At 70.6% G+C, this 26,170-nt stretch carries 18 protein-coding genes; 7 read left to right on the forward strand and 11 right to left on the reverse strand.

Translation table 11 applies throughout. From position 1 onward, the window contains the following. Window positions 1-9 precede the first annotated feature (9 nt). From ACH3VR_RS06950 to ACH3VR_RS06965, 4 genes are all read right to left on the reverse strand, one after another. The gene (locus ACH3VR_RS06950) at window positions 10-669 is read right to left on the reverse strand and encodes a ribonuclease HII (protein ID WP_396640026.1); all 660 of its coding nucleotides are present in this window, start codon (window positions 667-669) and stop codon (window positions 10-12) included. After that, window positions 666-1,475, reverse strand: a complete 810-nt coding sequence (gene lepB / locus ACH3VR_RS06955; RefSeq protein WP_396640027.1) for a signal peptidase I — start codon at window positions 1,473-1,475, stop codon at window positions 666-668. The genes ACH3VR_RS06950 and lepB overlap by 4 nt, the downstream gene beginning before the upstream one ends. 172 nt (window positions 1,476-1,647) lie before the next feature. Then, window positions 1,648-1,995, reverse strand: coding sequence for a 50S ribosomal protein L19 (gene rplS, locus ACH3VR_RS06960; RefSeq protein WP_396640028.1), 348 nt, complete (start codon window positions 1,993-1,995; stop codon window positions 1,648-1,650). Between the two features lie 173 nt (window positions 1,996-2,168). Then, complete coding sequence (locus tag ACH3VR_RS06965) at window positions 2,169-2,687, reverse strand: MFS transporter permease (protein WP_396640029.1); 519 nt, start codon at window positions 2,685-2,687, stop codon at window positions 2,169-2,171. Window positions 2,688-2,801: 114 nt separating this feature from the next. Here ACH3VR_RS06965 and map point away from each other — a divergent pair, with 114 nt between their 5' ends. Further along, window positions 2,802-3,584, forward strand: coding sequence for a type I methionyl aminopeptidase (gene map, locus ACH3VR_RS06970; protein WP_396640030.1), 783 nt, complete (start codon window positions 2,802-2,804; stop codon window positions 3,582-3,584). Between the two features lie 31 nt (window positions 3,585-3,615). Here the strand turns inward: map and treZ are convergent, their stop codons facing one another. The 5 genes from treZ to ACH3VR_RS06995 all read right to left on the reverse strand — a co-directional run bounded on the left by treZ (window position 3,616) and on the right by ACH3VR_RS06995 (window position 12,963). Further along, on the reverse strand, window positions 3,616-5,343 hold the full coding sequence (gene treZ / locus ACH3VR_RS06975; protein WP_396640031.1) for a malto-oligosyltrehalose trehalohydrolase: 1,728 nt from the start codon (window positions 5,341-5,343) through the stop codon (window positions 3,616-3,618). After that, window positions 5,340-7,721 carry a malto-oligosyltrehalose synthase gene (gene treY, locus ACH3VR_RS06980; RefSeq protein WP_396640032.1) on the reverse strand — a complete coding sequence of 794 codons (2,382 nt, stop codon included), beginning with the start codon at window positions 7,719-7,721 and terminating at the stop codon, window positions 5,340-5,342. Before treY ends, treZ begins: the two co-directional genes overlap by 4 nt. A gap of 10 nt (window positions 7,722-7,731) precedes the next feature. Beyond that, a complete protein-coding gene (gene glgX, locus ACH3VR_RS06985) occupies window positions 7,732-9,945 on the reverse strand; it encodes a glycogen debranching protein GlgX (RefSeq protein WP_396640033.1) in 2,214 nt (737 codons plus the stop codon). 106 nt (window positions 9,946-10,051) lie between these two features. Further along, window positions 10,052-11,482, reverse strand: a complete 1,431-nt coding sequence (gene pyk, locus ACH3VR_RS06990; RefSeq protein WP_396640034.1) for a pyruvate kinase — start codon at window positions 11,480-11,482, stop codon at window positions 10,052-10,054. A 92-nt stretch (window positions 11,483-11,574) separates the two neighbouring features. Beyond that, on the reverse strand, window positions 11,575-12,963 hold the full coding sequence (locus tag ACH3VR_RS06995; RefSeq protein WP_396640035.1) for an aminotransferase class V-fold PLP-dependent enzyme: 1,389 nt from the start codon (window positions 12,961-12,963) through the stop codon (window positions 11,575-11,577). Between the two features lie 285 nt (window positions 12,964-13,248). On the opposite strand from ACH3VR_RS06995, the gene nirB reads away from it, so the two are divergent. The 5 genes from nirB to ACH3VR_RS07020 are packed head-to-tail and all read left to right on the forward strand — an operon-like array spanning window position 13,249 to window position 19,259. Continuing rightward, the gene (gene nirB, locus ACH3VR_RS07000) at window positions 13,249-15,828 is read left to right on the forward strand and encodes a nitrite reductase large subunit NirB (RefSeq protein ID WP_396640036.1); all 2,580 of its coding nucleotides are present in this window, start codon (window positions 13,249-13,251) and stop codon (window positions 15,826-15,828) included. Window positions 15,829-15,845: 17 nt separating this feature from the next. Then, window positions 15,846-16,193, forward strand: coding sequence for a nitrite reductase small subunit NirD (gene nirD / locus ACH3VR_RS07005; protein ID WP_396640037.1), 348 nt, complete (start codon window positions 15,846-15,848; stop codon window positions 16,191-16,193). Continuing rightward, entirely contained in the window at window positions 16,190-17,422 is a 1,233-nt protein-coding gene (cobA, locus tag ACH3VR_RS07010) for a uroporphyrinogen-III C-methyltransferase (RefSeq protein ID WP_396640038.1), read from the forward strand. The genes nirD and cobA overlap by 4 nt, the downstream gene beginning before the upstream one ends. Then, window positions 17,419-18,564, forward strand: coding sequence for a uroporphyrinogen-III synthase (locus ACH3VR_RS07015; RefSeq protein ID WP_396640039.1), 1,146 nt, complete (start codon window positions 17,419-17,421; stop codon window positions 18,562-18,564). Before cobA ends, ACH3VR_RS07015 begins: the two co-directional genes overlap by 4 nt. Further along, window positions 18,561-19,259 (forward strand): sirohydrochlorin chelatase, encoded by a 699-nt coding sequence (locus ACH3VR_RS07020; protein WP_396640040.1) that lies wholly within the window; start codon window positions 18,561-18,563, stop codon window positions 19,257-19,259. The genes ACH3VR_RS07015 and ACH3VR_RS07020 overlap by 4 nt, the downstream gene beginning before the upstream one ends. A gap of 14 nt (window positions 19,260-19,273) precedes the next feature. On the opposite strand, the gene trmD is transcribed toward ACH3VR_RS07020, so the two are convergent. Next, window positions 19,274-19,948: a tRNA (guanosine(37)-N1)-methyltransferase TrmD gene (gene trmD / locus ACH3VR_RS07025; RefSeq protein WP_396640041.1), complete on the reverse strand. Its 675-nt coding sequence runs from the start codon at window positions 19,946-19,948 to the stop codon at window positions 19,274-19,276. A gap of 164 nt (window positions 19,949-20,112) precedes the next feature. On the opposite strand from trmD, the gene ACH3VR_RS07030 reads away from it, so the two are divergent. Further along, a complete protein-coding gene (locus ACH3VR_RS07030) occupies window positions 20,113-21,531 on the forward strand; it encodes an MFS transporter (RefSeq protein ID WP_396640042.1) in 1,419 nt (472 codons plus the stop codon). Between the two features lie 498 nt (window positions 21,532-22,029). Here ACH3VR_RS07030 and ACH3VR_RS07035 read toward each other — a convergent pair whose 3' ends face one another. Then, window positions 22,030-26,118, reverse strand: a complete 4,089-nt coding sequence (locus ACH3VR_RS07035) for a molybdopterin-dependent oxidoreductase (protein WP_396640043.1) — start codon at window positions 26,116-26,118, stop codon at window positions 22,030-22,032. Window positions 26,119-26,170: the final 52 nt, after the last annotated feature.

Genomic DNA, 26,170 nt, shown 5'->3' on the forward strand with positions numbered 1-26,170 from the left:
GGGCGCGGCTCAGAAAAGCGTCGGCGTGTCGACGATCGACCACGACGCGCGGTGGTGCCGGCTGATGCCGTAGGTGCGGATCGCCTCGCGATGATCGGGGCTCGCGTAGCCCTTGTTGCTGGCCCAGTTGTACGCGGGCAGCTCGTCGTGCAGCCCGGTCATGAGCGTGTCCCGGGCGACCTTCGCGATCACGGATGCCGCGGCGGCGCTCGCGCAGTCGCGGTCGGCCTTGATGACAGGCTTGACGGTGAGCCCCACGGCGCCCGCGGGGGTGATGTAGTCGTAGTTGCCGTCGAGGAGCACGATCGCGTCTTCAGGGATGACGCCGTGCGCCCGCAGGTCGGCGAGGGCGCGGATCGTCGCGAGCCCCAGGGCGCGCATGATGCCGATCTCGTCGATCTCGACGCTGCTGGCCCAGCCGACGGCGCTTGCCGACACCCAGGCGGCTGCGCGGGCGGCCACGTCGGCGCGCTTGGGCTCGGGCACGAGCTTGGAGTCGCGCAGGCCAGCCGGGATGCGCCGCCGCGCGCCTGCGGGCGTCATGACGGCCGCGCCGACGGCGACGGGTCCTGCCAGGGCTCCGCGCCCGACCTCGTCGCACGCGATCACGATCGGGTGATCCCGCAGGAGCCGGCGCTCCAGGGTCAGTCGCGGCTCGACGACGGTCACCTTCCCGAGCTCTCCTCCACGGGCGTGCTGCCGCCGGAACCGCTGCCGGATCCGTCGGGGTCGGGCACGGCGGCGTACACCTCGGGATGGAAGTCGAGCATGCCGAATCGGTCGAACGGCCAGGTGATCACGAACGCCCTGCCGACGACGTTGTCGATCGGCACGAAGCCCTTGCCCGGCTGATCCTGGTTGTAGCGGGAGTCCTTCGAGCGGTAGCGGTTGTCGCCGAGGACCCACAGGCTGTCTGCGGGAACCGTGACGTCGAAGGGATCGCCGGACGCGGCGGACTCCCCGCTCGGCAGCTTCAGGTAATCGGTCTCGTCGATCGGCACCCCGTTGACCGTGACCTGTCCGATGGCGTTGCAGCACACGACGTGATCGCCGGGGAGCCCGATGATGCGCTTGACGAGGTGGTCGTCGCTGTCGGGCGCCGACAGGCCGACGAGCGACAGCAGCCAGTCGGCCGCCTCGACGAGCGGCTCGCGGGGCTCGGGGGTCGTCGGGGGAAGCCATCCGCCCGGGTCCTGGAACACGACGATGTCGCCGCGGTCGTAGCCCGTGAAGCGGGGCGTGATCTCGTCGACGAGGATGCGGTCGTTGATCAGGAGGGTGTCCTCCATGGATCCCGACGGGATGTAGAACGAGCGCACGAGGAATGTCTTCACGAGGAAGGACACCAGCACCGCGATGAGCACGATGATGATGACGTCGCGCAGGAAGTAGAGCCATCCACGACGGCGCTTCGGGTCGGATGACGATCGCGGAGTCGGCACTGGCTCCGCGGGAGCCGTCTGTTCGGTCGTCATCTCAGGTCCTTCACCGGGCTCGCCGGGGAGTTCGGTGGCCATCTCATCAAGGGTCGCACACTCGACAGGCTTCGGCGTTCGCACGCGGCATGTTCACGCCCCGACGGGTGATGAGCCCGGGAACGACGACACCCCGGGGTGATGACCCCGGGGTGTCGGTGCAGGAGAGAACTCAGTTCTCGCGCTTCTCCTTGATCTTGGCCTTCTTGCCACGGAGGTTGCGCAGGTAGTACAGCTTCGCGCGGCGGACGTCACCGCGGGTCACGACCTCGATGTGGTCGATGACCGGGCTGTGCACGGGGAACGTGCGCTCCACGCCGACCTGGAAGCTGATCTTGCGAACGGTGAAGGTCTCGCGCACACCGTCGCCGGAGCGGCCGATGACGACGCCCTGGAATACCTGGATGCGGGAGCGGTTGCCTTCGGTGATGTTGACGTGCACCTTCACGGTGTCGCCGGGGGCGAAGGGCGGGATGTCGGAGCGGAGCGAGGCCGCGTCGACGGCGTCGAGGATCTGCATGATCGTCACTTCCTGCGGCCGCCACAGGTCGACCGCGAAAAGAATGGAAAGGATGTCGTGTGCCCGAGGCCGCCGGAATCTCTTCCGTACGACGGGCTCCCCTGAGGCAGAGCCGGGTCAGGGCACAAACATCTATTCTGCCACGGATGCCGCGGCCCGCCAAAACGCGGCGCTCAGCCCGCTTCGCGCTGGTTCTTCTCGGTGATCACGAAGACGTCGCCCTCGGCCTGCGCCTGAGGCGGGGCCGCCGGACCGGAGGCTCCCGCCATCGGGTCGGGCGGGAGGTAGGCGATGCCCTCGGTCGTGTACATGACCATCCTCGACGGCCTGGCCTCGCGCCACAGCTGCCACAGGGTGAGCCAGAACAGCCCGACCCCGACGATGATCGTGATCACCAGGGCGGGGGCCCACCAGGCCGGGTCGTAGAACCCGAGGGAGATGATGAGGAGGTGCCAGGCGCTGAAGCCGAGCACGTCCCACCACGAGACCGCGCGCTGTGCGCGCACCGTGCCACGAGCCCGGACGAGGAGCGTCAGGACGAGCTGTCCGATGAACACGACCGGGATGGAGATGAACAGCCACAGGAACGCCCAGCCGCCTGCGCGGAAGATCCCCCAGCCGACGAGGAGCCACAGCGGCAGCAGGAACGCGGCCGGAATCATCCAGCTGAAGAACGCGCGACGCACCCACATGCGACCGATGGTACGCCGTCGCGGAGCACCCCGGGCGGGGTGCGCGTGTCACCGGGGCATCCTCACAGCCTCCCCTGTCGGGATCCGACAGAATGGACCGACGAGAGGAGCGCCATGATCGAGCTGCGCACACCCGCCGAGATCGAGGCCATGCGGCCGGCGGGGCGATTCGTGGCCGAGGTGCTCGCGACGCTGAGGGACGAGACGAAGGTCGGCACGAACCTGCTCGCGATCGACCGTCGTGCGCACGAGCTCATCCGCCGGGCCGGTGCCGAGTCCTGCTACATCGACTATCACCCGTCCTTTGGTGCGAGCCCCTTCGGCAAGGTCATCTGCACGTCGATCAACGACGCCGTGCTGCACGGACTGCCTTTCGACTACGCCATTCGCGACGGCGACCTCGTCTCGCTCGACCTCGCCGTGTCGATCGACGGGTGGGTCGCCGACTCCGCCGTGTCGTTCGTGGTCGGCACGGCGCGCGACGAGGACCTCGCGCTCATCGACACCACCGAACGGGCCTTGGATGCCGCGATCGCGGCCGCCGTCGTCGGCAACCGCATCGGCGACATCTCGTCTGCGATCGCCGAGGTGGCGCACGCCGACGGCTACAGCATCAACACCGACTTCGGCGGGCACGGCGTCGGCCGGGTCATGCACGGCGATCCGCACGTGCCCAACGACGGCAAGCCGAACCGCGGCTATCCGCTGCGGGCAGGACTCGTCGTCGCGCTCGAGCCGTGGTTCCTCGCGACGACCGACGAGCTCGTGACCGACCCCGACGGCTGGACACTGCGCAGCGTCGACGGGTCACGCGGGGCGCACTCCGAGCACACCGTCGCGATCACGGAGGACGGCCCGATCGTCCTGACCGACCGGTCGTTCCTCGGCGTCCACTGAGCCAGTCGAAGCGTGACGACCGGGCGCGGCGCTACGCCCGCGTGTCGACGATCGCGGCGGCTTCGGGCGGCAGCACGAGCGCGCCGTCGACGACGGCGGTCGCGGCATCCGTGGCCAGAAGGACGCGCGAGACGTGCGTGAACGATGCGGGCGCGCCGCTCAGGTTGACGAGCACGAGCAGCGGCCCGCGTCGCAGCCGATAGACGCGGCCGCCGGCAGTCTCGACCGCCTCGCCGCCGAGTGAGGCGAAGTCGGGGTCGGTGAGCTCAGGGTGCTCGCGGCGCAGGCGGGCGAGCGACCGGTAGAGGGCGAGCAGCCGCGCGTGGTCGGCCGTGGAGGCCTCGTCCCACCTCAGCTTCGACCGCTCGAACGTGGTGGGGTCCTGCGGGTCGGGCACGAGCGCGGGGTCCCACCCCATGCGGGAGAACTCCTCCATGCGCCCCGCCCGCACGGCCCCGGCGAGCCACTCCTCGGGATGCGAGGTGAAGAACTGCCAGGGTGTCGAGGCGCCCCACTCCTCCCCCATGAACAGCATCGGCGTGCCCGGGGCCGTGAGGGTCAGCACGGCCGCGACGGCCAGCCGCTCGAAGGAGAGGGACTGAGAGAGCCGGTCGCCGGCCGCCCGGTTGCCGATCTGGTCGTGATCCTGCGCGAACGTGACCAGTCGCCACGCGGGCACGCTCGGAGGAATCGGATGCCCGTGGTCGCGGCCCCGGAACGAGGAATGGGTGCCGTCGTGGAAGAAGCCCTGCGACCAGACCTTGGGCAGCGCGTCGAGTGCGGCGAAGTCGGCGTAGTAGCCGACGGTCTCACCCGTCAGCGCGACGTGCACGGCGTGATGCCAGTCGTCGCTCCACTGCGCCGCGAGGCCGTATCCGCCCGCTTCGCGCGGGAGGATGAGCTTCGGGTCGTTGAGATCGGACTCGGCGATGAGCGTGAGCGGCCGGCCGAGGCGGGCCGAGAGCGCATCGACCTGCTCGGCGAGCTCCTGCAGGATATGCGTCGGGCTGGAGTCCTTGAGCGCGTGGACGGCGTCGAGGCGCAGCCCGTCGACATGGTGGTCACGGAGCCACATGAGTGCGTTCTCCAGGATGTACGAACGCACGGGCGGCTCGTCGAGGTCGACCGTGTAGCCCCACGTGTTGCGGCTCGCGTCGCGCAGATAGGGCCCGAACTCCGGCAGGTAGTTGCCGCTCGGCCCGAGGTGGTTGTACACGACGTCCTGAATGACGGCGAGACCGGCGCCGTGCGCCGCGTCGACGAACCGCTGATAGGCCGCCGGTCCTCCGTAGGCCTCGTGCACCGTGTACCAGAGCGTGCCGTCGTAGCCCCAGTTCCAGACGCCGTTGAAGGCGTTGACGGGCAAGAGCTCGACATGCGTCACGCCGAGGTCGGTGAGGTGGCCGAGCCGGCCGATCGCGGCATCCAGGGTGCCTTCGGGAGTGAACGTGCCGATGTGCAGCTCGTAGATCAGACCGCCCGCGAGCTCACGACCCTGCCACGCGTCGTCGGCCCAGGGGTGGGCGCCGACATCGAACCAGGCGGAGGGGCCGTGCACTCCGTGCGGCTGCCGGCGCGAGCGCGGGTCGGCGCGGAGGGCGTCGGAGTCGTCGAGCACGAAGCCGTACTCCTCGCCGTCGGCGAGCACCACGTCCGAAGACCACCAGCCGCCGTCGCCGGGGCGGAGCTCGGCATCCGCTCCCCCTTCCGGCCGGCGCAGTCTCACTCTCCGCGCGCGCGGCGCCCACACCTCGATCACGCGTCGGCCTCCGTCGCGAGCAGGGCCACGGGATAGATGGAGAGCAGGTCGGCCAGGCGAACCTCGGTGCCCTCGAACCGGCGTCCCGTGAGCACGTCGACCGTCGGACCCGAGTGGCGCAGCAGCACTGTGTCGCCCCATCCGCCGCGGCGCTCGAGTGCGACCGGCAGCCGCGTGCCGACGGCGAGGGCGCCGCCGCGGTCGAAGGCGATCGCGTGCGCGGCGGCGTCGCCGACCGCCGTCATGGGGGTGTAGCGGGTGAACAGCTCGGGGCGGTCGCGGCGCAGCCGCAGCGTACGAGAGGTGAGGAGCAGCTTCGCTGCGCCCTGCTTGTCGATGACGGGGTACTCCCCCCGCTCCAGAGCCGCGTCGACCTCGGCGAGCAGGACGCGGCGCGCCGCGTAGTCGACGGGCCGGCGGTTGTCGGGGTCGACGAGGGAGGTCTCCCACAGCTCGGAGCCCTGGTAGACGTCGGGCACCCCCGGGGCCGCGAGCTGGAGCAGCTTCGCGCTGAGCGCGTTCGACCAGCCGTAACGGCGGATCTCGCCGACGAAGTCGTTCACCATCGCGACAGCGCGGCCGAAGGCGGCGTCGATCAGATCGTGCACGCGCTCCTCGAACGCGGAGTCGGGATCCCACCAACCCGTTCCCTCAGCGGCTTCGCGCGCCGCCTTCTCGGCGAATCCGTGGAGGCGCTCCGGGGTTGCGGGCCACGCGCCGACGATCGCCTGCCAGAGCAGGTCGTCGAAGGGGCCGTGTCCCGTCGAGGCGACGCCGCGGAGGCCGTCGAGCACGTCGGCCCACCGCTCGGGCAGCTCCGAGAGCACCGAGAGGCGGGCGCGCACGTCCTCCGCGCGCTTCGTGTCGTGCGTCGACAGCGCCGTCATCGCGGTGGGCCAGGATGCCTGGCGCGCGGCGAACGCCCGGTGGAAGCCGTCGACCGAGACCGCGAAGACGCTGGGGTCGCCCCCGACCTCCGTGAGTGTGCCGAGCCGCGTCTGCCGGTAGAACGCGGTGTCTTCGACGCCCTTCGCCATGACCGGACCCGTCGTCTGCTCGAACCGGCGCGAGACCTCGAGCGACGGATCGCCCAGCAGAGGGATGAGCGTCGCGATCGCGTCGCCGAGATCGGGACGGCGGGCGGATGCCTCCGCCTCCGCCGCGTCGAGATGCTCCCGACCCGCCGGGAGATACGAGCGGTACACGGGGAAGCAGGCGAGGAGCTCGGCGAGGGCATCCTCGGCCCGTTCGACCGGCTCGGGCAGGCACCTGACGAGCCGCCGCACTTCGGACACCAGGATCGTGTCGACGATCGTGCGCTTCGTCTCGTGCACGAGGTCGGCGTAGGCGGGCGCCGGCGGCAGCCCGGTCTCGACGCGAAGCCGTTCGTCGAGCGCGTCGAGGCGCCGCTCCCCCGCCGGATCGATCAGCACGCGGTCGATGACGGCCATCGCGTCGTAGCCCGTCGTGCCGTCGGTCTCCCACCAGGACGGGAGGTCCTCGGGATGGTCCGTGCCGCTGTGCTCGAGGATCTTCTCGACGAGAACGTAGATCCCGTCGGTCGCGGCGGCGAGCTGCTCGAGATAGCCCCCGGGATCGGCGAGGCCGTCGGGATGATCGATCCGCAGGCCGTCGACGAGCTCCTCTCGCACCCAGCGCAGGATCTCGGTGTGCGTCTCTCGGAAGACGGCCGCATCTTCCACCCTCACTCCGGCGAGCGAGGTCGTGGCGAAGAAGCGCCGGTAGTTGAGCTCCGACGCCTGACGCCGCCAGAAGAGGAGCTCCCAGTGCTGCGCCGCGAGGACCGTGCGGAGGATCGCGGCGTCGGTCGAGGGCTCGGCGGGCGCCGTTCCCTCGGCGAGCGGCACCACATGGTCGTAGTAGCGCACGACGCCGAAGGGCGCCTGCGCCGTGGGTTCGGGGTCGGCGGTGAGCTCCCCTGCCGCAAGGGCGGCGTCGAGCTCGCGACCGAGGATCGGCAGACGCACGCGGCCTTCGCCGAACTCCCAGTCGATGTCGAACGCCGCCGCGTGCCGGGAGTCGCGGCCCCGCAGCAGGACGTCCCACCACCACGGGTTCTGGGTCGGCTGCGCGACGCCCATGTGGTTGGGCACGATGTCGACGAGGATCCCGAGCCGCGCGCGGCGCGCGGCATCCACGAATCTCCGCAGGCCCTCGCGGCCGCCGCGCGCGGGATCGACGCGCGACGGGTCGACGACGTCGTAGCCGTGCTCGGATCCCTCGGCCGCCTCGAGCACGGGCGAGAGGTAGGCCCAGTCGGCCCCGAGATCATGGAGATAGCCCGTCACGTCGGCCGCGGCATCCAGATCGAATGCGCTCGTGATCTGCAGGCGATACGTCGACGACGGATGCGACACCGCTGCTCGCCTACTTGGGGATCTCGATCTTGGGTGCCGCCGCCGGGACCTCGTCGACGGACGTCGTGAGCGTCGCCGCCACCGACGCCGCGACCGAGTGGTCGGCCTCACCCTCGACCGGCGTGTGCTCGCGCAACAGCATGAGAGCCTTCGGCTTGACCCTCAGCGAGTCACCGGGCCCGACGGGGTCGCCGCCGGCCTGCTCCCCCGCCGTGTCGACGAGCAGATCCCACTGGGGGCTGAAGTCGACGTCGGGGATGACGAAGTCGATCGGCTCGTCGCCCGCGTTGAAGAACATGATGAAGTGCTTGTCCGAGATCGGCTGACCGCGTCGGTCGCGTTCGCGGATGCCCTTGCCGTTGAGGAAGACGCTGATCCCCCGGCCGAAGCCCGACTCCCAGTCCTCCGGCTGCATCTGGGTGCCGTCCGGACGGCCCCACGCGATGTCGGGCACCGGCTGTCCGGCTTCGCGGCGCACGGGGCGCCCGTTGAAGAACCGCTGGCGCCGGAAGGTGGGATGCTCGCGGCGGAGCTTTGCGAGCGCGGCCGTGAACTCGATGAGGGGCTGGTCGGCGGTCTCCCAGTTGATCCAGGTCAGCTCGCTGTCCTGCGCGTAGCCGTTGTTGTTGCCGTTCTGCGTGCGACCCAGCTCGTCACCGTGCAGGAGCATCGGAACACCCTGCGAGAGCATGAGGGTCGCGATGAAGTTGCGCTGCTGGCGGGCCCGGAGCGTCAGGACCTTCTTGTCGTCGGTGGGGCCCTCGACGCCGCTGTTCCAGGAGCGGTTGTGCGATTCGCCGTCCTTGTTCCCCTCGCCGTTCGCGTCGTTGTGCTTCTCGTTGTACGACACGAGGTCGCGCAGCGTGAAGCCGTCGTGCGCGGTGACGAAGTTGATGGATGCCACCGGGCGGCGCCCGGAGTGCTCGTAGAGGTCGGCCGACCCCGTGAGCCGAGACGCGAATTCACCCAGCGTCGCGGGCTCGCCGCGCCAGAAGTCACGCACGGTGTCGCGGTACTTGCCGTTCCACTCGGTCCACTGCGGCGGGAAGTTGCCCACCTGGTACCCGCCCGGTCCGACGTCCCACGGCTCCGCGATGAGCTTGACCTGCGAGACCACCGGGTCCTGCTGCACGAGCTCGAAGAAGGCAGCGAGGCGGTCGACGTCGTAGAACTCGCGCGCGAGGGTCGCGGCGAGGTCGAAGCGGAACCCGTCGACGTGCATCTCGAGCACCCAGTACCGCAGCGAGTCCATGATGAGCTGCAGCGCGTGCGGGTTGCCGACGTTGAGGCTGTTCCCCGTGCCGGTGTAGTCGGTGTAATACCGCCGGTCCTTGTCCTCCAGCCGATAGTACGCGGCGTTGTCGATGCCCCGCATCGAGAGGGTCGGGCCCATGTGATTGCCCTCGGCCGTGTGGTTGTAGACGACGTCGAGGATCACCTCGATTCCCGCGGCGTGGAGCGCCCGGACCATGCCCTTGAACTCCTGCACCTGCTGGCCGCGGTCGCCCGTCGCCGAGTACGTGTTCTGCGGCGCGAGGAAGGCGATCGTGTTGTAGCCCCAGTAGTTGGAGAGGCCCTTCTCCTGCAGCGTCGAGTCGTCGACGAACTGGTGCACGGGCATGAGCTCGATCGCCGTCACGCCGAGCTTCTTGAGGTGCTCGATGATCGCGGGGTGCGCGATGGCGCTGTAGGTGCCGCGGATCTCCTCGGGGATCGCGGGATGCAGCTTCGTGAGCCCCTTGACGTGCGCTTCGTAGATGAGCGTCTCGGAGTACGGAGTCTTCGGCTGCCGGTCGCCGCCCCAGTCGAAGAACGGGTTGACGACGACGCCCTTCATCATCGACGAGGCGGAATCCTTGTCGTTGCGCGACTCGTGGTCGCCGAAGTCGTAGCCGAAGACCGACTGGTTCCACTTCACCTGGCCCTCGACGGCCTTTGCGTAGGGGTCGAGGAGCAGCTTGTTGGCGTTGAACCGCTTCCCCGACGCGGGGTCGTACTCTCCGTGGACGCGATAGCCGTAGCGCTGGCCCGGCCCGACGTTGGGAAGGTAGGCGTGCCAGACGAACGCGTCCACGTCGCGCAGCTCGACGCGCGTCTCTTTGCCGCGGTCGCCGAAAAGGCAGAGCTCGATTCGCTCGGCGCCTTCGCTGAAGATCGCGAAGTTCGTCCCGTTGCCGTCGTATGTCGCTCCGAGCGGATACGCGGACCCTGGCCATGCCTCCATGGACAGTCCTCCTCGCTGTGGGTAACCCACCCTAGTAGAGCGCGGCGAACGCGCTTGCGGGCCTTGCGCGGCCGAGCCGGAAGTGATGCGGGATGCCGCGGTGCGGTCAGTCGAGGACTTCGCTGCCGCCCGTTCCGACCGTGTGGACGCGCACGTTGTTGGTCGATCCCGCGATCCCGGGAGGAGCGCCGGCCGTGACGACCACGCGGTCGCCGCGGTGGGCCAGGCCCGAGCCGAGCAGCGCGTCGTCGAGGATCGTCATGAGCTCGTCGGTCGTGGCGCCGCGCTCGACGAGGAAGGTCTCGACACCCCAGAGCAGGGCGTTTCGCGACCGCGTCGACGGGAGGTCGGTGAAGGCCAGGATCGGAACGCGGTCGCGGAGCCGCGACATGCGCCGCGCGGAATCCCCCGACTGGCTGAAGACGCAGACGTAGGCCGCTTCGACGAAGTCGGCGATGCTCCGCGCAGCGAGCGTCATCGCTCCGCCCTGCGTGCGCGGCTTGGTGCCGAGCGGAGGGATCCGCTCGAGTCCGTGCTCCTCGCTCGACGCGATGATGCGCGCCATCGTCTCGACGACCGTGACGGGGTGCGCTCCGACGCTCGTCTCGCCCGAGAGCATGACGGCGTCGGCGCCGTCGAGGACGGCGTTGGCCACGTCGCTCGTCTCCGCGCGAGTCGGAACGGGATTCTCGATCATCGACTCGAGCATCTGGGTCGCCACGATGACGGGCTTGGCCCAGCGCCGTGCGAGCTCGATCGCCCGCTTCTGCACGATCGGAACGCTCTCGAGCGGGAGCTCCACACCGAGGTCGCCACGCGCGACCATCACGCCGTCGAACGCGTCGATGATCTCCTGCAGGTGTTCGACCGCCTCGGGCTTCTCGATCTTCGCGATGATCGGGATGCGCCGGCCTTCCTCGGCCATGATGACGCGGGCGCGCTGCACGTCCTTCGGACTGCGCACGAACGACAGCGCGATCATGTCGGCGCCCAGGCGCAGCGCCCAGCGCAGGTCGGCCTCGTCCTTCTCGCTGAGGGCCGGGGCGCTGACGGCGACGCCGGGCAGGTTGATGCCCTTGTTGTTCGAGACGGTGCCCCCGATGACGACTTCGGTCCGCACCCGCACGCCGTCGGTGGAGAGCACGCGCACGCGCACCTTGCCGTCGTCGATGAGGAGGATGTCGCCCGCGGAGACGTCCTTCGCCAGTTCGGGGAACGTCGTGCCGACGAGGTCCTTCGTGCCGGGCACGTCCTCGGTCGTGATGGTGAAGATGTCGCCGGGCTCGAGGTCGTGCGGTCCGTCGGCGAAGCGCGCGAGCCGGATCTTCGGGCCCTGCAGGTCGACGAGCACGCCGACCGCGCGACCCGTGACGTCGCTCGCCCGGCGCACGTGGGCGTAGGCCTTCTCATGCACGGGGTATTCGCCGTGGCTTCTGTTGAGACGCGCAACGTCGAGGCCGGCGCGGACGAGCGCCTCGACCGTCTCATAGCTCTCGGTGGACGGCCCCAGGGTGGCGACGATCTTGGCGCGACGCATACTGCTCCTCCTCGCGGATTCGGATCCACTCTGCCTCATCGCGGCGATCACGAGATTGCCGCCGCATGACCGTCTCGTTTCGATCGCCGGTTTCAGTCCGCGCTGAGCGCCGCCTCCGGGAGGGCGGCGACGCGGCGGAAGGCATCCGGCGTCTCGACCGCGCGACGCACGGCCGAGACGACGAGGTCGACGTCCTCCGGCGTGTTGTAGAGGGCGAAGCTCACGCGGCAGCTCGCCTCGAGACCCAGTTCGTGGTGCGCCAGCGTCGCGCAGTGGCATCCCGCCCGCGACTCGACCCCCTGCGCGTTGAGCGCTCGGGCGACGTCGAACGGCGACTGACCGTGCACGGTGAAGGCGACGAGCGGCGTGCGCTCCTGCCCGCGTGGCACCCCGTGGATCTCGAGGCCCGGGATGCTCGACAGCCCGTCCATCGCGCGCTGCGTCAGGAAGGACGTGTGGTCGGTGACGATCGACATCGCCGCCTCGACGGATTCGGGCCGGAGCGGATCGTCGCTGCGGAACCAGGCGCGCTCCGCATCGGCGCCCACGAGGTCGACGATCAGGCGGAGCGTCTGCGCCGAGGCGATGACGCCGAGGATGTTGGGCGTTCCGGCCGAGAACTTCCACGGCAGGTCGTTGTACGACACGCGGTCGGGGTACACCTGCCCCTCCGCGATCATGTCGCCGCCGTAGAGGAAGGGCGGGAGCGACGAGCGCAGCGACTCCCTCATGTACAGCACGCCCACACCGAAGGGCGCGAGCAGCTTGTGGAACGAGAACGCGACGAAGTCGGCGTCCATCGCCTGCACGTCCAGGCGCGTGCTCGCGAACCGCTGCGCGGCATCGACGAGGAGCAGCGCACCGCGATGTCCGTCGGGCTGGTCGTAGCCGCCTGCGTCGGCGATCTCGCGCACACGGTCGAGCGGCGGCTTGGTGCCGAGGAAGTTCGATCCGCCCGTGCAGCAGACGAGCTTCGTCCGGTCGTCGACGAGCGACGCGAGGTGCGCGAGGTCGAGCTCGCCCGTCTCGCGGTCGAAGCGCGCCAGGCGGCACTCCACGTGGCGGCCGAAGCGGGGCAGGATCTCGCGGCACAGCGCGTGCCACGGCACGTAGTTCGAGTTGTGCTCCATGAGCGTCGTCACGACGTTGTCGCCGTCCCGGAAGTCGGCCATGAGCGAGTACATCACCGCGTTGATCGCCTCGGTGGTGCCGCGGTGCATCGAGAGCGAGCGGCGCGAGGGCGCGTTTATCCACGCGGCGACGGTGTCGAAGGATGCCTCGAACATCTCGGTCGTGCGGATCGACGCGTCCGACTGCCCGCGGTGCACGTTCTCATACGTCTCGGAGACGTCGCGGAGCAGCTCGAACAGAGCGAGCGGCGGCTGGGTGCTCGCGGCGTTGTTCGCCACGATCCGCTCGCGGTCGGGAAACGCGAACTGGGTTCGGATCAACTCGAGGTCGCGCGGTGCGAGGGCGCGCATGCAATGAGAATCCTCCTGGTCGGTCCTGGAAACAAGACGTCGTCCGTGCGTCTTCTCACATCGACGGCGACGGCGAGGTGAGGGAAACGTTCGATCGGAGTAACCGAACGCGGCCCGGCGACGAAACACCGCGCTCCTACCTTGGCGAACACCGAAGACCCACGTCGATCGGAGATCCCCATGACCGAGCAGCCCACCCGACCCGCCGCCTCCCGCGAAGGGTCTGTCGTCAAACCGAAACATGGCGCTGACGGCGGTGCAACACGAGCCGCGTACGGTGACGCCATGAGCACCACCCCGGCACCCGACGCACACGTCGTCGTCGTCGGCGCCGGAATGGTCGCACACCGCTTCGTCGAGAGCCTGCTCAGCCGAGGCGGCGCCGACGTGCGCGTGACGCTCATCGGCGAGGAGGCGCGGCATCCCTACGACCGCGTGGGCCTCACCGGATTCTTCGCCGGGGCCAGCCCCGACGACCTCACACTGGACCGCGCGATGCTCGACGATGCGCGCGTGCGGTTCATCAGCGGCGACGCCGTCACCCGCATCGATCGCAAGGCGCGCAGTGTGCGCACGGCGAGCGGGCTCGACGTCGACTACGACCGGCTCGTGCTGGCGACGGGATCGTACGCCGCCCGGCTCGCCGTCGACGGCTTCGGGCACGAGGGCTGCTTCGTGTACCGCACGTTGTCGGACGTCGAGCGGCTGAAGAGCTTCGTCCAGGCGCGCTCGCGCGAGCTGGGGCGGCCGCTCACGGGCATGGTGATCGGCGGCGGCCTGCTCGGCCTCGAGGCGGCCGGCGCCCTGCAGGGTCTCGATGTCGCGTGCACGGTCGTGCAATCGTCCGACCGTCTCATGTCGGCGCAGCTCGACCTCCCCGGCGGCAATTCCCTGCGTCGGCTCATCGAGTCGCGCGGCATCAAGGTCAAGACGGAGTCGATCACGACACGCCTCGACGCCGACCGGTCGGGCAAGGTCGTCGGGCTGGAGTTCCGCTCGGGCGACTACGCCGCCGCCGACGTCGTCGTCTTCACGGTCGGCGTGCGTCCGCGCGACGAGCTCGCACGGGAGGCCCGCCTCGATGTGCACCCGCGCGGCGGCGTCCTGATCGACGAGGCGTGCCAGACCTCCGACCCGAACATCCTCGCGATCGGCGAGGTCGCCAACTTCGACGGGCTCTGCGTCGGGCTCGTCGCGCCCGGCTACGCGATGGCGGAGGTCGCCGCGACGCGGCTGCTCGGCGGCGAGGCATCCTTCCCCGGTTACGACCTCTCGACGAAGCTCAAGCTGAGCGGTGTCGACGTGGCGAGCTTCGGCGACGCGTTCGCCGAGACGCCCGGCGCGCTCGACGTCGTCTACGCCGACCCGGTGGCCGGCGTCTACAAGAAGCTCGTGCTCTCCGACGACGCCAAGACGCTGCTCGGCGGCATCCTCGTGGGCGACGCCTCTGCGTACGGCTCGCTGCGCCCGCTCGTCGGCGGCGCGCTCGGGGGCGATCCCGCCGCCTACCTCATGCCCGAGGGCGGCGTCGCGGCCCCCACCGGCGACCTGCCCGACGAGGCGCTCGTCTGCTCGTGCAACAGCGTCACGGCGGGCACGATCCGAAGCGCCGTGCACGAGGAGGGCTGCACCGACGTCGCGGCGATCAAGTCGTGCACGAAGGCCGGAGCCGCCTGCGGCTCGTGCGTCATGATGGTCAAGAAGATCGTCGGCACGGAGCTCGCGAAGTCGGGCGCCGCGCTGAGCAACGCCCTCTGCGAGCACTTCGAGATGTCGCGCCGGCAGCTCTTCGACGCCGTGCGGGTCTCCGGCCTGCGCACCTTCAGCGCCGTCATCGAGCGCTTCGGCGTCGGGCGCGGCTGCGACATCTGCAAGCCCGCTCTCGCGAGCATCCTGTCGACGCTCACCGGCACGCACGTGCTCGAGGGCGAGAACGCGACCCTGCAGGACACCAACGACCACGTCATGGCGAACCTGCAGAAGGACGGCAGCTACTCGGTCGTGCCGCGCATTCCCGGAGGCGAGATCACGCCCGAGGGCCTGCTCGTCATCGGCCAGGTCGCGAAGGACTTCAACCTCTACACGAAGATCACCGGCGGCCAGCGGATCGACCTGTTCGGAGCGCGGCTGGAACAGCTTCCCGACATCTGGAAGCGCCTCGTCGACGCGGGCTTCGAGTCGGGCCACGCGTACGGCAAGTCGCTGCGCACCGTGAAGTCGTGCGTCGGCTCGACGTGGTGCCGGTATGGCGTGCAGGACTCCGTCGGCATGGCCGTGCAGCTCGAGCTGCGGTACCGCGGCCTGCGGTCGCCGCACAAGCTCAAGCTGGGCGTCTCGGGCTGCGCGCGGGAGTGCGCCGAGGCGCGCGGCAAGGACGTCGGCGTCATCGCGACCGAGGCCGGCTGGAACATGTACGTCGGCGGCAACGGCGGGTTCACCCCGCGCCACGCCGTGCTGCTCGCCGAGGGGCTCAGCGACGACGACCTGCTCACGGCGATCGACCGCTTCCTGATGTACTACATCTTCACGGCCGACCGCCTGCAGCGCACCGCTCCGTGGTTCGAAGACCTCGACGGCGGCATCGAGGGTCTCCGCGCCGTCATCTTCGATGACAGCCTCGGCATCTGCGACGACCTCGACGCTGCGATGGCCGCCCACATCGGCGCCTACGAGGACGAGTGGAAGGCCACGATCGAAGACCCCGAGAAGCTCAAGCGCTTCGCGTCGTTCGTCAACGCCCCCAAGACGCCCGACCCCTCGCTCGCGTACACGGTCGAGCGCGGGCAGCCCCGCCCCGCGACCCTCGAGGAGCGCGAAGACAGCCGCGTCCTCATCGCGGGCACGACCCTGGAAGTGCGCCGATGACCCTAGTGGAGACACCTATGACGCACACGCCCGCATGGGTGCGCATCTGCACCCTCGACGACCTCGAGATCGAGCGGGGCCGCGCGGCCCTGCTCGGCGACACGCAGGTCGCGCTCTTCCTGACCCATGGCGGACGCGTCTTCGCCGTGTCGAACCTCGACCCGTACAGCGGCGCGCATGTCATCTCGCGTGGCATCGTGGGTACGAAGCAGGATGCCCCGACCGTCGCGTCGCCCATGTACAAGCAGGTCTTCGACCTGCGCACGGGCGTGTGCCTGGACACGCAGGGCAAGGAGCCCGCCGCCCTCACGGTGTGGCCCGTGGCCGTGCGCGACGGCGACGTCTACCTCAAGGAGCTCTCATGACGACGATGCTGGGCATCTCGCTCGCGGGCCGTGACGTGGTCATGGTCGGCGGAGGTCCCGTCACGGCACGGCGCCTGCGCCGCTTCCTCGACGAGGGGGCGATCGTGCGCATCATCGCGCCCGAGCTGTGCGACGAGATCGGCGAGCTCGCTTTCGCGCACGGGATCACGTGGATGCCTCGCCCTGTCGTCGCCGACGACCTCGACGGCGCATGGCTCGTGCACACGGCGACCGGCGATCCCCGCGTCGACGCGGATGTCGCCGCGGCGTGCGAGACCCGCCGCATCCTGTGCGTCAACGCCTCGGACGGCGCGCACGGGTCGGCGCGGCTCGCGGCCGAGACCCGCGCCGGCGACGTCGTCGTCGGCGTCGTCTCGGATGCCGGAGTCGACCCCCGTCGCGCCGGGCGCCTCCGCGACGCGATCGCAGGGATGCTGCGCGAAGGACGCCTCCCGCTGCGCCGTCGCCGCGCCACCGCGGCGGGCCGTGTCGACCTCGTCGGCGGCGGCCCCGGCCCCATCGACCTCCTGACGATCCGCGGGCGGCGCCTGCTCGCCGAGGCCGATGTCGTCGTCGCCGACCGCCTCGGACCCACCGACGTGATCGGCGAGCTGGACCCCGACGTCGAGGTCATCGACGTCGGCAAGCGCCCCGGACACCACCCCGTGCCTCAGGAAGAGATCAACCGGATCATCGTCGAGCACGCGAAGGCCGGCAAGCGCGTCGTGCGCCTCAAGGGCGGCGACCCCTTCGTCTACGGTCGCGGCGGCGAAGAGGTCGCGGCGTGCCTCGCGGCGGGTGTCCCCGTCGACGTCGTGCCGGGACTGACGAGCGTCGTGTCGGTGCCTCAGTCCGCCGGCATCCCCGTGACCCACCGGGGCACCGCGGCATCCATCCATGTCGTCAACGGGCAGGCCGAGCCGACGCCGGCGACGGCCGCCGCCCTCGCCGATCCCGCCGTCACGACGGTCGTGCTGATGGGCGTCGCGGGTCTCGCCCGCCTCGTCGACACCGCGTTCGCGGGTGGTGCGGCCTCCGACAAGCCTGTCGCGATCGTCGAGAACGGCCACACGCCCCAGCAGCGGACGACGCGCACGACGCTCGGACGGGCCGTCGCGGACGCCGCGGCGGCCGGCGTGCGCAACCCCGCCGTCATCGTCGTCGGCGACGTGGCGCGGGCCGACCTCCTGCTTCCCGCCGACATCATGGCGGGTGACGCCGACAGGTGAGCGATCCGAACCGCCCCGTCCTGTCGGCAGCCCTCGACGGCTGCACGATCGTCATCGCCGTCGATCGCCGCTCCGGCGAGCTCGCCGCGGCCCTCGAGCGGCACGGCGCCACGGTGCGCCGCGCTCCCGCGCTCACGATCGTCCCGCACATCGACGACGAGGCGCTCCTCGCCCGCACGCGCGAGCTGATCGAGAATCCGCCCGACGTCGTGGTCGCCACGACCGGCGTCGGGTTCCGCGGCTGGATGGAGGCGGCCGACGAGGCCGGCATGCTCGACGACCTGCACGCGGCGTTCGCCAAGGCGCAGATCGTCGCCCGCGGGCCCAAGGCGCGCGGTGCGATCCAGCAGGCGGGCCTCACCGCCGACTGGGTCGCCGAGTCCGAGACGTCCGCCGAGCTCGGCGAGTTCCTCCTCGCCGAGGGCGTCGCGGGCCGCCGCATCGCGGTGCAGCACCACGGATCGGGCGCCGACGGACTCGACGAGCTGTTCGAGGGCGACGGCGCCGACGTCGTGAGCCTCACGGTCTACCGCTGGGGCCCGCCGCCCGACCCCGAGACGGTGCGCCGCTCCGTCGTCGCGACCGGATCGGGCGAGGTCGACGCCGTGCTGTTCACGTCGGCGCCCGGCGCCCACGAGTGGGTCGCGGCGGCGCGGCGCGAAGGGGTGCTCGGCGACATCCGCGAGCTCGTCCACACCGGCCGCGTGCTCCTGGCCGCCGTCGGCCCGATCACGGCCGGCCCCCTCGAAGAGGTCGGCCTCGAGCCGCTCGTCGCCGAGCGCGGTCGCCTCGGCTCCCTCGTACGTGCAGTGGTCACGCACTTCGGCGGCGGCCACGCCCCGTCGCGCGACACGACGGCCGGACGCCTCGAGCTGCGCAGCAGCGGCGCCGTCCTCGACGGCCGCTTCATCCCGCTCTCGCGGACGGGCACCGACGTGCTCGGTGTGCTCTTCGACGCCGACGGCTCGGTCGTCAGCCGCAGCGAGCTGCAGTGCGCGCTCCCCCGGTCCGGCGACAACACCCACGCCGTCGAGATGGCCGTCGCGCGCGTGCGTGAGGCGCTCGGAGTTCCCGATCTCATCAAGACCGTCGTCAAGCGCGGCTACCGCCTCAACGTCGTGGAGCCGGGAGGCAGCCTGTGACCGCTCCGACCCTCATCGCGTGCTCGCACGGCACCGCGTCGAACGACGGTCGCCGCGCGATCCGCAGCCTCGTCGAGCAGGTGCGTGCCATCCTCCCGAACGTCCCGGTGCGCGAGGCGTTCGTCGACGTCGAGCAGCCCGCGGTCGATGCCGTCGTGGCCGAGGTCGCGGCATCCGGTCCCGCCGTCGTCGTGCCCCTCCTGCTGTCGACGGGCTTCCACACGCGCGTCGACATCGCCCGCGCGGTGCGGCCGTACCCGCACGTCGTGGCAGCGCCCGCGCTCGGCCCGCACGACCTTCTCGCCCTCGTGCTGGAGGACCGCCTCCGCGAGGTGGGACTCCGCTCGGGTGATGCCGTCGTGCTCGCCGCCGCCGGGTCCAGCGACCCCGCCGCCGAAGGCGACGTGCGACGCATGGGCGAACGGGTCGCCGAGCTCCTCCACGCGCGCGTCACGGTCGGCTTCGCGGCCGGCGCGCATCCGCGCATCGAGGCCGCCGTGGCCGACGCGCGACAGAAGGGTGCCCGACGCGTCATCGCCGCGAGCTACGTGCTCGCGCCGGGACACTTCGCCGGAGTCATCGCGAACGGCGGTGCAGACCTCGTGACGGCGCCGCTCGCGCCCGATCTGCGCATCGCCGCCGTCGTCGCCGAGCGCTACGAGACCGCCCGGGCCGCGCTCACCGCGACGGTCTGAAGCGGTTCGGCTGATCAGAGCAGGTCGGGGCGGCGCTCGTGCGTGCGCTCGAGGCTCTGATCGCGACGCCACTGCGCGATGGCGCCGTGGTTGCCGCTGAGCAGGATCGCCGGCACTTCGAGCTCCCGCCAGACGGGCGGCTTCGTGTAGCTCGGATACTCGAGCAGCCCGTCCTCGTGCGACTCCTCGACGAGGCTCTCCGGGTTGCCGACGACACCGGGCACGAGCCGCGACACCGCCTCGATCATCGCCATCGCCGCGACCTCGCCGCCGTTGAGCACGTAGTCGCCCAGGCTCACGCTGCGCACGCGCCCGCGTTCGGAGTAGTGGTCGATGACGCGCTGGTCGATGCCCTCGTACCGCCCGCACGCGAAGACGAGGTGCGCCTCCTCGGCGAGCTCGCGCGCCAGACGCTGCGTGAACCGCTCGCCCGCCGGCGACGGCACGATGAGTAGAGCCTCGTCGTCGAGCATCTGGTCGAGCGCCTCGCCCCACGGCTCGGGCTTCATGACCATGCCGGCGCCCCCGCCATAGGGAGTGTCGTCGACCGTGCGGTGGCGGTCGTGGGTCCAGTCGCGCAGATCGTGCACCCGGAGATCCAGGATGCCGCGCTCCCGCGCCTTGCCGATCAGTGAGACGTCGAGCACATCGAAGAAGCCCGGAAAGATCGTCACGATGTCGATGCGCACGGCTTCGAGTCTAGGCATCCACCCGTGTTTCCAATGTGTGACGAAGGCTTCACCCGGCGCCCGACGCGAGGTGCGGCGCATTTGACGCAGAGGTAACCGGCCCGGCAGGAGGGCGGAAACACGAGGCCAATAGCTTCGCCTCATAACCTTCCCGAGGAGGCACGATGACCACGTCCGTGACATCCCCCCAGGTCGGCACAGATGCCGCCGCACCCGGCTCCACCCCTGTAACGCTCACCCGACGCCCCGGCCGCTGGATCGACGGCTGGAATCCGGAAGACGCCGTCTTCTGGCAGTCCGAGGGGCGCGCGATCGCGCGCCGCAACCTCGGCTGGTCGATCTTCGCCGAGTTCCTCGGCTTCATCGTCTGGCAGCTGTGGAGCATCGTCGTCGTGATGCTCCCCGGCGCGGGCTTCACATTCTCGAGCTCCGAGGTGTTCTGGCTCATCTCACTGCCGAGCCTCGTGGGAGCGACGATGCGCTTCCCCTACACCTTCATGGTCGCCAGGTTCGGCGGCCGCAACTGGACGATGATCTCGGCGGGACTGCTGCTGATCCCCGCGATCCTGCTCGGCGTCGTGGTCGGCAACCCCGACACCCCGTTCGGCGTCATGCTCGCAGTCGCCGCCCTCGCCGGCTTCGGCGGCGGCAACTTCGCGAGCTCGATGGCCAACATCACCTACTTCTTCCCGCAGAAGGAGAAGGGCTGGGCACTCGGACTCAACGCGGCCGGCGGCAACATCGGCACCGCGGTCGCGCAGTTCGCCGTGCCGATCGTCGTGACCCTGGGCGCCGCTTACACGACGATGAACCTGTCGCTCGCCGGGTGGATGTGGGTGCCGCTCATCCTGGTCGCGATCTGGGGCGCGTGGCGCTTCATGGACAACCTCTCCAACGCGAAGGCCGACGTCGCGGGCTCCGCGGCGGCACTGCGCGAGCCGCACCTGTGGCTCCTGGCCTTGCTCTACATCGGCACGTTCGGCTCGTTCATCGGCTTCGCGAGCGTCTTCCCGAAGCTCATCGCCGACCAGTTCCCGGAGTTCTCGACGATCCAGGTCGGCCAGGCGGCCGTGTCGCTCGCGTTCCTCGGCGCCCTCGTCGGCTCGCTCGCCCGCCCGTATGGCGGCAAGCTCGCCGACCGCGTCGGTGGCGCCCGGGTCACGGTCGGTGCGTTCACGGTGATGGCCGTCGGCGCGCTGTCGCTGATCTGGACGATGCCGCTGCACAACTTCGGCGTCTTCCTCGCGTGCTTCCTCGTGCTCTTCTCGGCGACCGGCGTCGGCAACGGCTCGACGTACCGCATGATCCCGAACGTGTTCGCGGCCCGCACCCTGGCGATCGGCGCCGAGGGTGAGGCGAAGGTGCGGATGCAGCGCAAGGCCGCGGCCGCGCTCGGGCTCATCTCGGCGATCGGCGCGTACGGCGGGTTCGTCATCCCGCAGGTGCTCAACCTCTCGCAGCAGACGACGGGGGCCTACACGGGCGCGTTCTACGGCTTCGTGATCGCGTACGCGCTCCTGCTGACGCTCACGATCGCGGTCTACATCGTGCCCCGGAAGTCGCTGGCCGGTCAGCGCATCTGAGCTCTTCCCGTCGAAGCGGGCCGCACCCTCCGGGGTGCGGCCCGTTTCATCGTGCGCGGCCCCCGGCCCCCGAGCTTGTCGAGGGGTCGAGCCCGAAGCTCCGCGGAACGTCGGCCTTCGACGGTTCGGGATGCCGCGCGTGCACAGCTGCGGAGATCTCGCGCGGCGCGCCGGCGCGCACCGGCGCGTCGGCCGGAATCCCCGCCGTTGTGCACGGCGCCAGGGCCTGAGTGCCGTGCGCGGCCGGTCGCGGCATCCCTCTTCCCGAGGCATAGCTGCGGAGATCTCGCGCGGCGCGCCGGCCCGCGGCGGCGTGTCGGCGGATATCCCCGCCGTTGTGCACGGCGCCGCCGCCTGGCGGGCGCAGCGGCGTCAGCGGCAGCATCCTTCACCCGCGAGGCACAACCGCGGACAATCTGCACGACGCGCCGACCCGCACTGGCGCGTGGGCCGAAATCCCCGCCGTTGTGCACGGCGCCACGGCGGTATGCCGAGCCGTCAGTAGACGTCGCGCACGTAGCGCTTCTGCGCCACGAGCGACTGCTTGAACTCGACGGCAGCCTCGGCCGAAAGCCCGCCGTGGCGCTGCGCGATGAGGTCGAAGGTGTCGTCGACGTCCTTCGCCATGCGGCTCGCATCGCCGCAGACGTAGACGTGGGCCCCCTCGTCGAGCCAGCGCCACAGCTCGACTCCGTGCTCGATCATGCGGTCCTGCACGTAGACCTTCTGGCGCTGGTCGCGCGAGAAGGCGACGTCGAGGCGCGTGAGGAAGCCGTCGTCGCGGAGCTGGACGAGCTCGTCGCGGTAATAGAAGTCGGTCGCCTCGTGCTGCTCGCCGAAGAAGAGCCAGTTGCGGCCCGTGTGCCCGTCGGCCCGGCGGTCGTGCAGGAACCCGCGGAAAGGTGCGACGCCCGTGCCCGGCCCGATCATGATCATGCGGGCGGTCGGGTCTGCCGGCGGCCGGAAGTGCGGCGACTTCTGCAGGTACACGGGCGCCTCGTCGGCGCCGTCGGCGAGGAACGTCGAGGCGACGCCGCCGCGGGCGAGTCCGGCCTCGGTCTCGAAGCGCACGACCGACACCGTGAGCTGCACTTCGTCGGGGCTCGTCTTGGGGCTCGACGAGATCGAGTACTGGCGCGGCTGCAGGCGCTTGAGCACCGTCATCCACTCCGCCGCGTCGGCCTGCACGGGGAAGGCGCGGAGGAGGTCGACGGCCTGCATGCTCCACAGGTACTGCTCGAGGCGGCCCTTGTTCTCGCGGCGCAGCATCGTCGCGAGGGTCTGGTCGCTGTTGCGCTCGGCGACGAACGACAGCAGGTCGGACGTGATGCGCGTGATGTCGAGCTGTGCCGAGAGCGCCTCGTCGAGGAAGCGCTCCTCACCCTCGAGCTCGACGACGCTGCGCGCGGCGAGACCTGTCGCGGCGAGCCACTCGGCCACGACGGCGGAGGAGTTCGGGGCCACCACGCCGAGCGAGTCGCCGGCCTCGTACGACACGCCCGCGTGCGAGAGGTCGAACCCGAACTGCCGCACCTCCTTCGCCGACCCCGCACCGCTGAGCAGTCGATTGGTGACGAGCCGGGCGCGCACGGGGTTCGAGCGCGTGAAGAGGCGGCGCGTGGGCGGCGCTTCGATCGCGAGCGGGGATGCCGCCTCCCCCGTCCCCAACAGTGCGGCGACCTGGTCGAGCCAGGCCGAAGCCGGCCCCGCGTACTCGGGCTCGCAGTCGACGCGCGGCGCGATCGCCGTCGCACCCAGCGCCGCGAGTCGCTCGTCGATGCTGCGCCCATGTCCGCAGAAGTCGTCGTAGCTCGGGTCGCCGATCGCGAAGACGGCGTACTCGAGGTCGTCGAGGGCAGCCGCGCCGTCGGCGCTCAGCGCGTCCCAAAGGCCGGCGGCGTTGTCGGGCGGCCCGCCGTCGCCGAAGGTCGATGTCACGACGAGAAGCTTGCGCACCGTCGCGAGCTCGTCGACGCTCATGTCGACCATGCTCACGGCGCGGGCCGGGATGCCACGACCCTGCAGCGTCGCGACGCACGTCCCAGCGACCTCCTCTGCGTTGCCCGTCTGCGAGCCCCACAGCACCGTGACCTCCTCGACGGCACCGGCGTCGGCCGCCGCCGCGAGGCCCGTGCGCGAGTAGAGCCCCGCGAGCATGCCGTCGAACCACGCGCGCGTGACGGCGGTGAGGGGCGCCGCCGCGGGAAGCACGGGCACGAGCCCGGCCTCGACGGGCGCCGCTTCCAGCGCCGCCAGGAAGCCGGCGATGTAGACGCCCTCGGCCTCGGTCACACGCGGCTGGGCGACGCCCACGCCCGCTGCGGCCAGCACGTCGCGCACGCCGCCGGGAAGCGGCATCCCGGGTGCCTTCTCCGCGACGGAGGCGGGAGCAGGCCCCACGCGCCGCAGCGACACCGCGGCGAACTTGAACTCGGGCTGCAGCGACGCGCTGTCGACGGCATCGCTCGTGACGGCGTTGACCGTGAGGTACTCGCCGTGCTCGTCGTTCCAGTGGAACGGGGCGAAGCAGTTGCCGGGCCGCACGCGGTCCGTCACGACGGCCGGAAGCACGACCCGGCCGCGCCGCGACGAGATCTCGACCTGGTCGCCCGCGGCGATGCCGAGCGCCTCGGCATCGGCCGGGTTGACCTCGACGAACGGGTCGGGATTGAGCCGCACGAGCTTGTCGACCTTGCCGGTCTTGGTCATCGTGTGCCACTGGTGCTGGAGGCGACCCGTGTTGAGCACCCACGGGAAGTCGTCGTCGGGCTGCTCCTGCGGGCCGAGGTGCGGCCGCGCGAGGAACTGCGCGCGGCGCGACGGCGTCGCGAACGCCAGCCGGGGCGTCGTGCCGTCCTGTTCGCGGTGCAGACTCTGGCTCACGCCGTCGTTGAGATACCGGATGGGATGCCGTTCCGCGGCGTCGTCGGGGGGCGCGGGCCACTGCACGGGGCCTTCGCGAAGCCGGTCGTACGTGACGCCCCGCACATCCCACCCCGTCTGCGGGTTCCAGAACCGGCGGATCTCATCGAAGACCTCTTCGCTCGACGTGAACGAGAATCCCTCGGCGAACCCCATCGCCCTTGCGATGCCGCAGATCGTGAGCCAGTCGGGCTGCGCGTCGCCCGGGGCTTCGCTCGCGCGCTGCACGAGGGTCATGGTGCGGTCGCTGTTGACCATGACGCCCTCGGACTCGACCCACAGCGTCGCCGGCAGCAGCACGTCTGCGTACGCGTTGGTGGCCGTCTCGGTGAAGACGTCCTGGACGATGACGAGCTCGGCGGCCTCGAGCCCCGCGATGACGTTCTTGCGGTTCGCTACGGATGCCACCGGGTTGGTGCAGATGATCCAGGCGGCCTTGATCTCGCCCTCCGCCATGCGCCGGTACATGTCGATCGTGCCGGCGCCGGCCTCGGCGCGGATCGTGCCGGGAGCCAGCTCCCAGACGTCCTCGACGAACGAGCGGTCCGCCGCGCTGAAGACCGCGCGCTGGCCGGGCAGGCCGGGGCCCATGTAGCCCATCTCGCGCCCGCCCATCGCGTTGGGCTGGCCCGTGAGCGAGAACGGGCCGCTGCCAGGGCGGCAGATCGCTCCCGTCGCGAGGTGCAGATTGCAGATCGCGTTCGTGTGCCACGTGCCCTGCGTCGACTGGTTCAGCCCCATCGTCCAGAGCGTCATCCACTCGCCCGCCTCGGCGATCCACTTCGCGGCGGTGCGGATGTCCTCCTCCGGCAGGCCGGTGATCGCAGCGACGCGGGCCGGCGGATAGTCCTCGAGGAAGGCGGGCATGTCGTCCCAGCCCTCGGTGTGCGCCGCGATGAAGTCGGCGTCGACGGCGCCGTCGGCGACGAGCAGGTGGAGGAGCCCGTTGAGCAGCGCGAGGTCGGTGCCGGGCGCGATCGGCAGGTACAGGTCGGCGCGATCCGCCGTGGCGGTCCTCCGGGGGTCGACCACGATGAGCTTCGCACCCTGCTTGAGCCGGTCGGCCATGCGGAGGAAGAGGATGGGGTGGCAGTCGGCCATGTTCGACCCGATGACGAAGAACAGGTCTGCCCGGTCGAAGTCCTCGTACGATCCGGGGGGGCCGTCGGCCCCGAGGGACTGCTTGTAGCCCGTTCCGGCGGAAGCCATGCACAGCCGCGAGTTCGATTCGATGTGCAGGCCGCGCAGGTAGCCCTTGACGAGCTTGTTCGAGAGGTACTGGGCCTCGATCGACATCTGCCCCGACACGTATACCGCGACGGCATCGGGCCCGTGCTCGTCGACGATGGCCCGCAGGCGCGACCCTGCGTGCGCGATCGCGTCGTCGAGCGGCACCGGCACCGGCTCCTCGCCGCGGGACGGCCGCACGTGCGCGCTCGTCATTCGCCCGGGCGCGCGCATGAGTTCGAGGTGCGTCGCACCCTTCGTGCACAGCCGGCCCCCGTTCACGGGGTGCAGCTTGTCGCCCGAGGTCTTCGTGATGCCGGCGGACGGGTCGGTGGACACGCTGATCCCGCAGCCGACTCCGCAGTACGAGCACACCGAACGGACGTCGGTCGAGGGCGTACGTGCCCCCGCCGTCGTCGAATCGGCGAGAAGGCTCATGCTCCGATGATCCCGGAGCGATGTTCCACGGCGTGGCGCGCCGTGTTACCGA

Origin of the sequence: Microbacterium alkaliflavum (assembly GCF_044325405.1) — a bacterium.
GTDB classification, from domain to species: Bacteria; Actinomycetota; Actinomycetes; order Actinomycetales; family Microbacteriaceae; genus Microbacterium; species Microbacterium alkaliflavum.

Bases quoted from the DNA above. Each gene is read 5' to 3' on its own strand.
- ACH3VR_RS07030 (WP_396640042.1), top strand. From the start codon at position 20,113: ATGACCACGTCCGTGACATCCCCCCAGGTCGGCACAGATGCCGCCGCA.
- ACH3VR_RS07035 (WP_396640043.1), bottom strand. From the start codon at position 26,118: ATGAGCCTTCTCGCCGATTCGACGACGGCGGGGGCACGTACGCCCTCG.
- cobA (WP_396640038.1), top strand. From the start codon at position 16,190: ATGACGACGATGCTGGGCATCTCGCTCGCGGGCCGTGACGTGGTCATG.
- nirB (WP_396640036.1), top strand. From the start codon at position 13,249: ATGAGCACCACCCCGGCACCCGACGCACACGTCGTCGTCGTCGGCGCC.
- lepB (WP_396640027.1), bottom strand. From the start codon at position 1,475: ATGACGACCGAACAGACGGCTCCCGCGGAGCCAGTGCCGACTCCGCGA.
- ACH3VR_RS06995 (WP_396640035.1), bottom strand. From the start codon at position 12,963: ATGCGCGCCCTCGCACCGCGCGACCTCGAGTTGATCCGAACCCAGTTC.
- pyk (WP_396640034.1), bottom strand. From the start codon at position 11,482: ATGCGTCGCGCCAAGATCGTCGCCACCCTGGGGCCGTCCACCGAGAGC.
- nirD (WP_396640037.1), top strand. From the start codon at position 15,846: ATGACGCACACGCCCGCATGGGTGCGCATCTGCACCCTCGACGACCTC.
- rplS (WP_396640028.1), bottom strand. From the start codon at position 1,995: ATGCAGATCCTCGACGCCGTCGACGCGGCCTCGCTCCGCTCCGACATC.
- glgX (WP_396640033.1), bottom strand. From the start codon at position 9,945: ATGGAGGCATGGCCAGGGTCCGCGTATCCGCTCGGAGCGACATACGAC.
- map (WP_396640030.1), top strand. From the start codon at position 2,802: ATGATCGAGCTGCGCACACCCGCCGAGATCGAGGCCATGCGGCCGGCG.
- ACH3VR_RS06965 (WP_396640029.1), bottom strand. From the start codon at position 2,687: ATGTGGGTGCGTCGCGCGTTCTTCAGCTGGATGATTCCGGCCGCGTTC.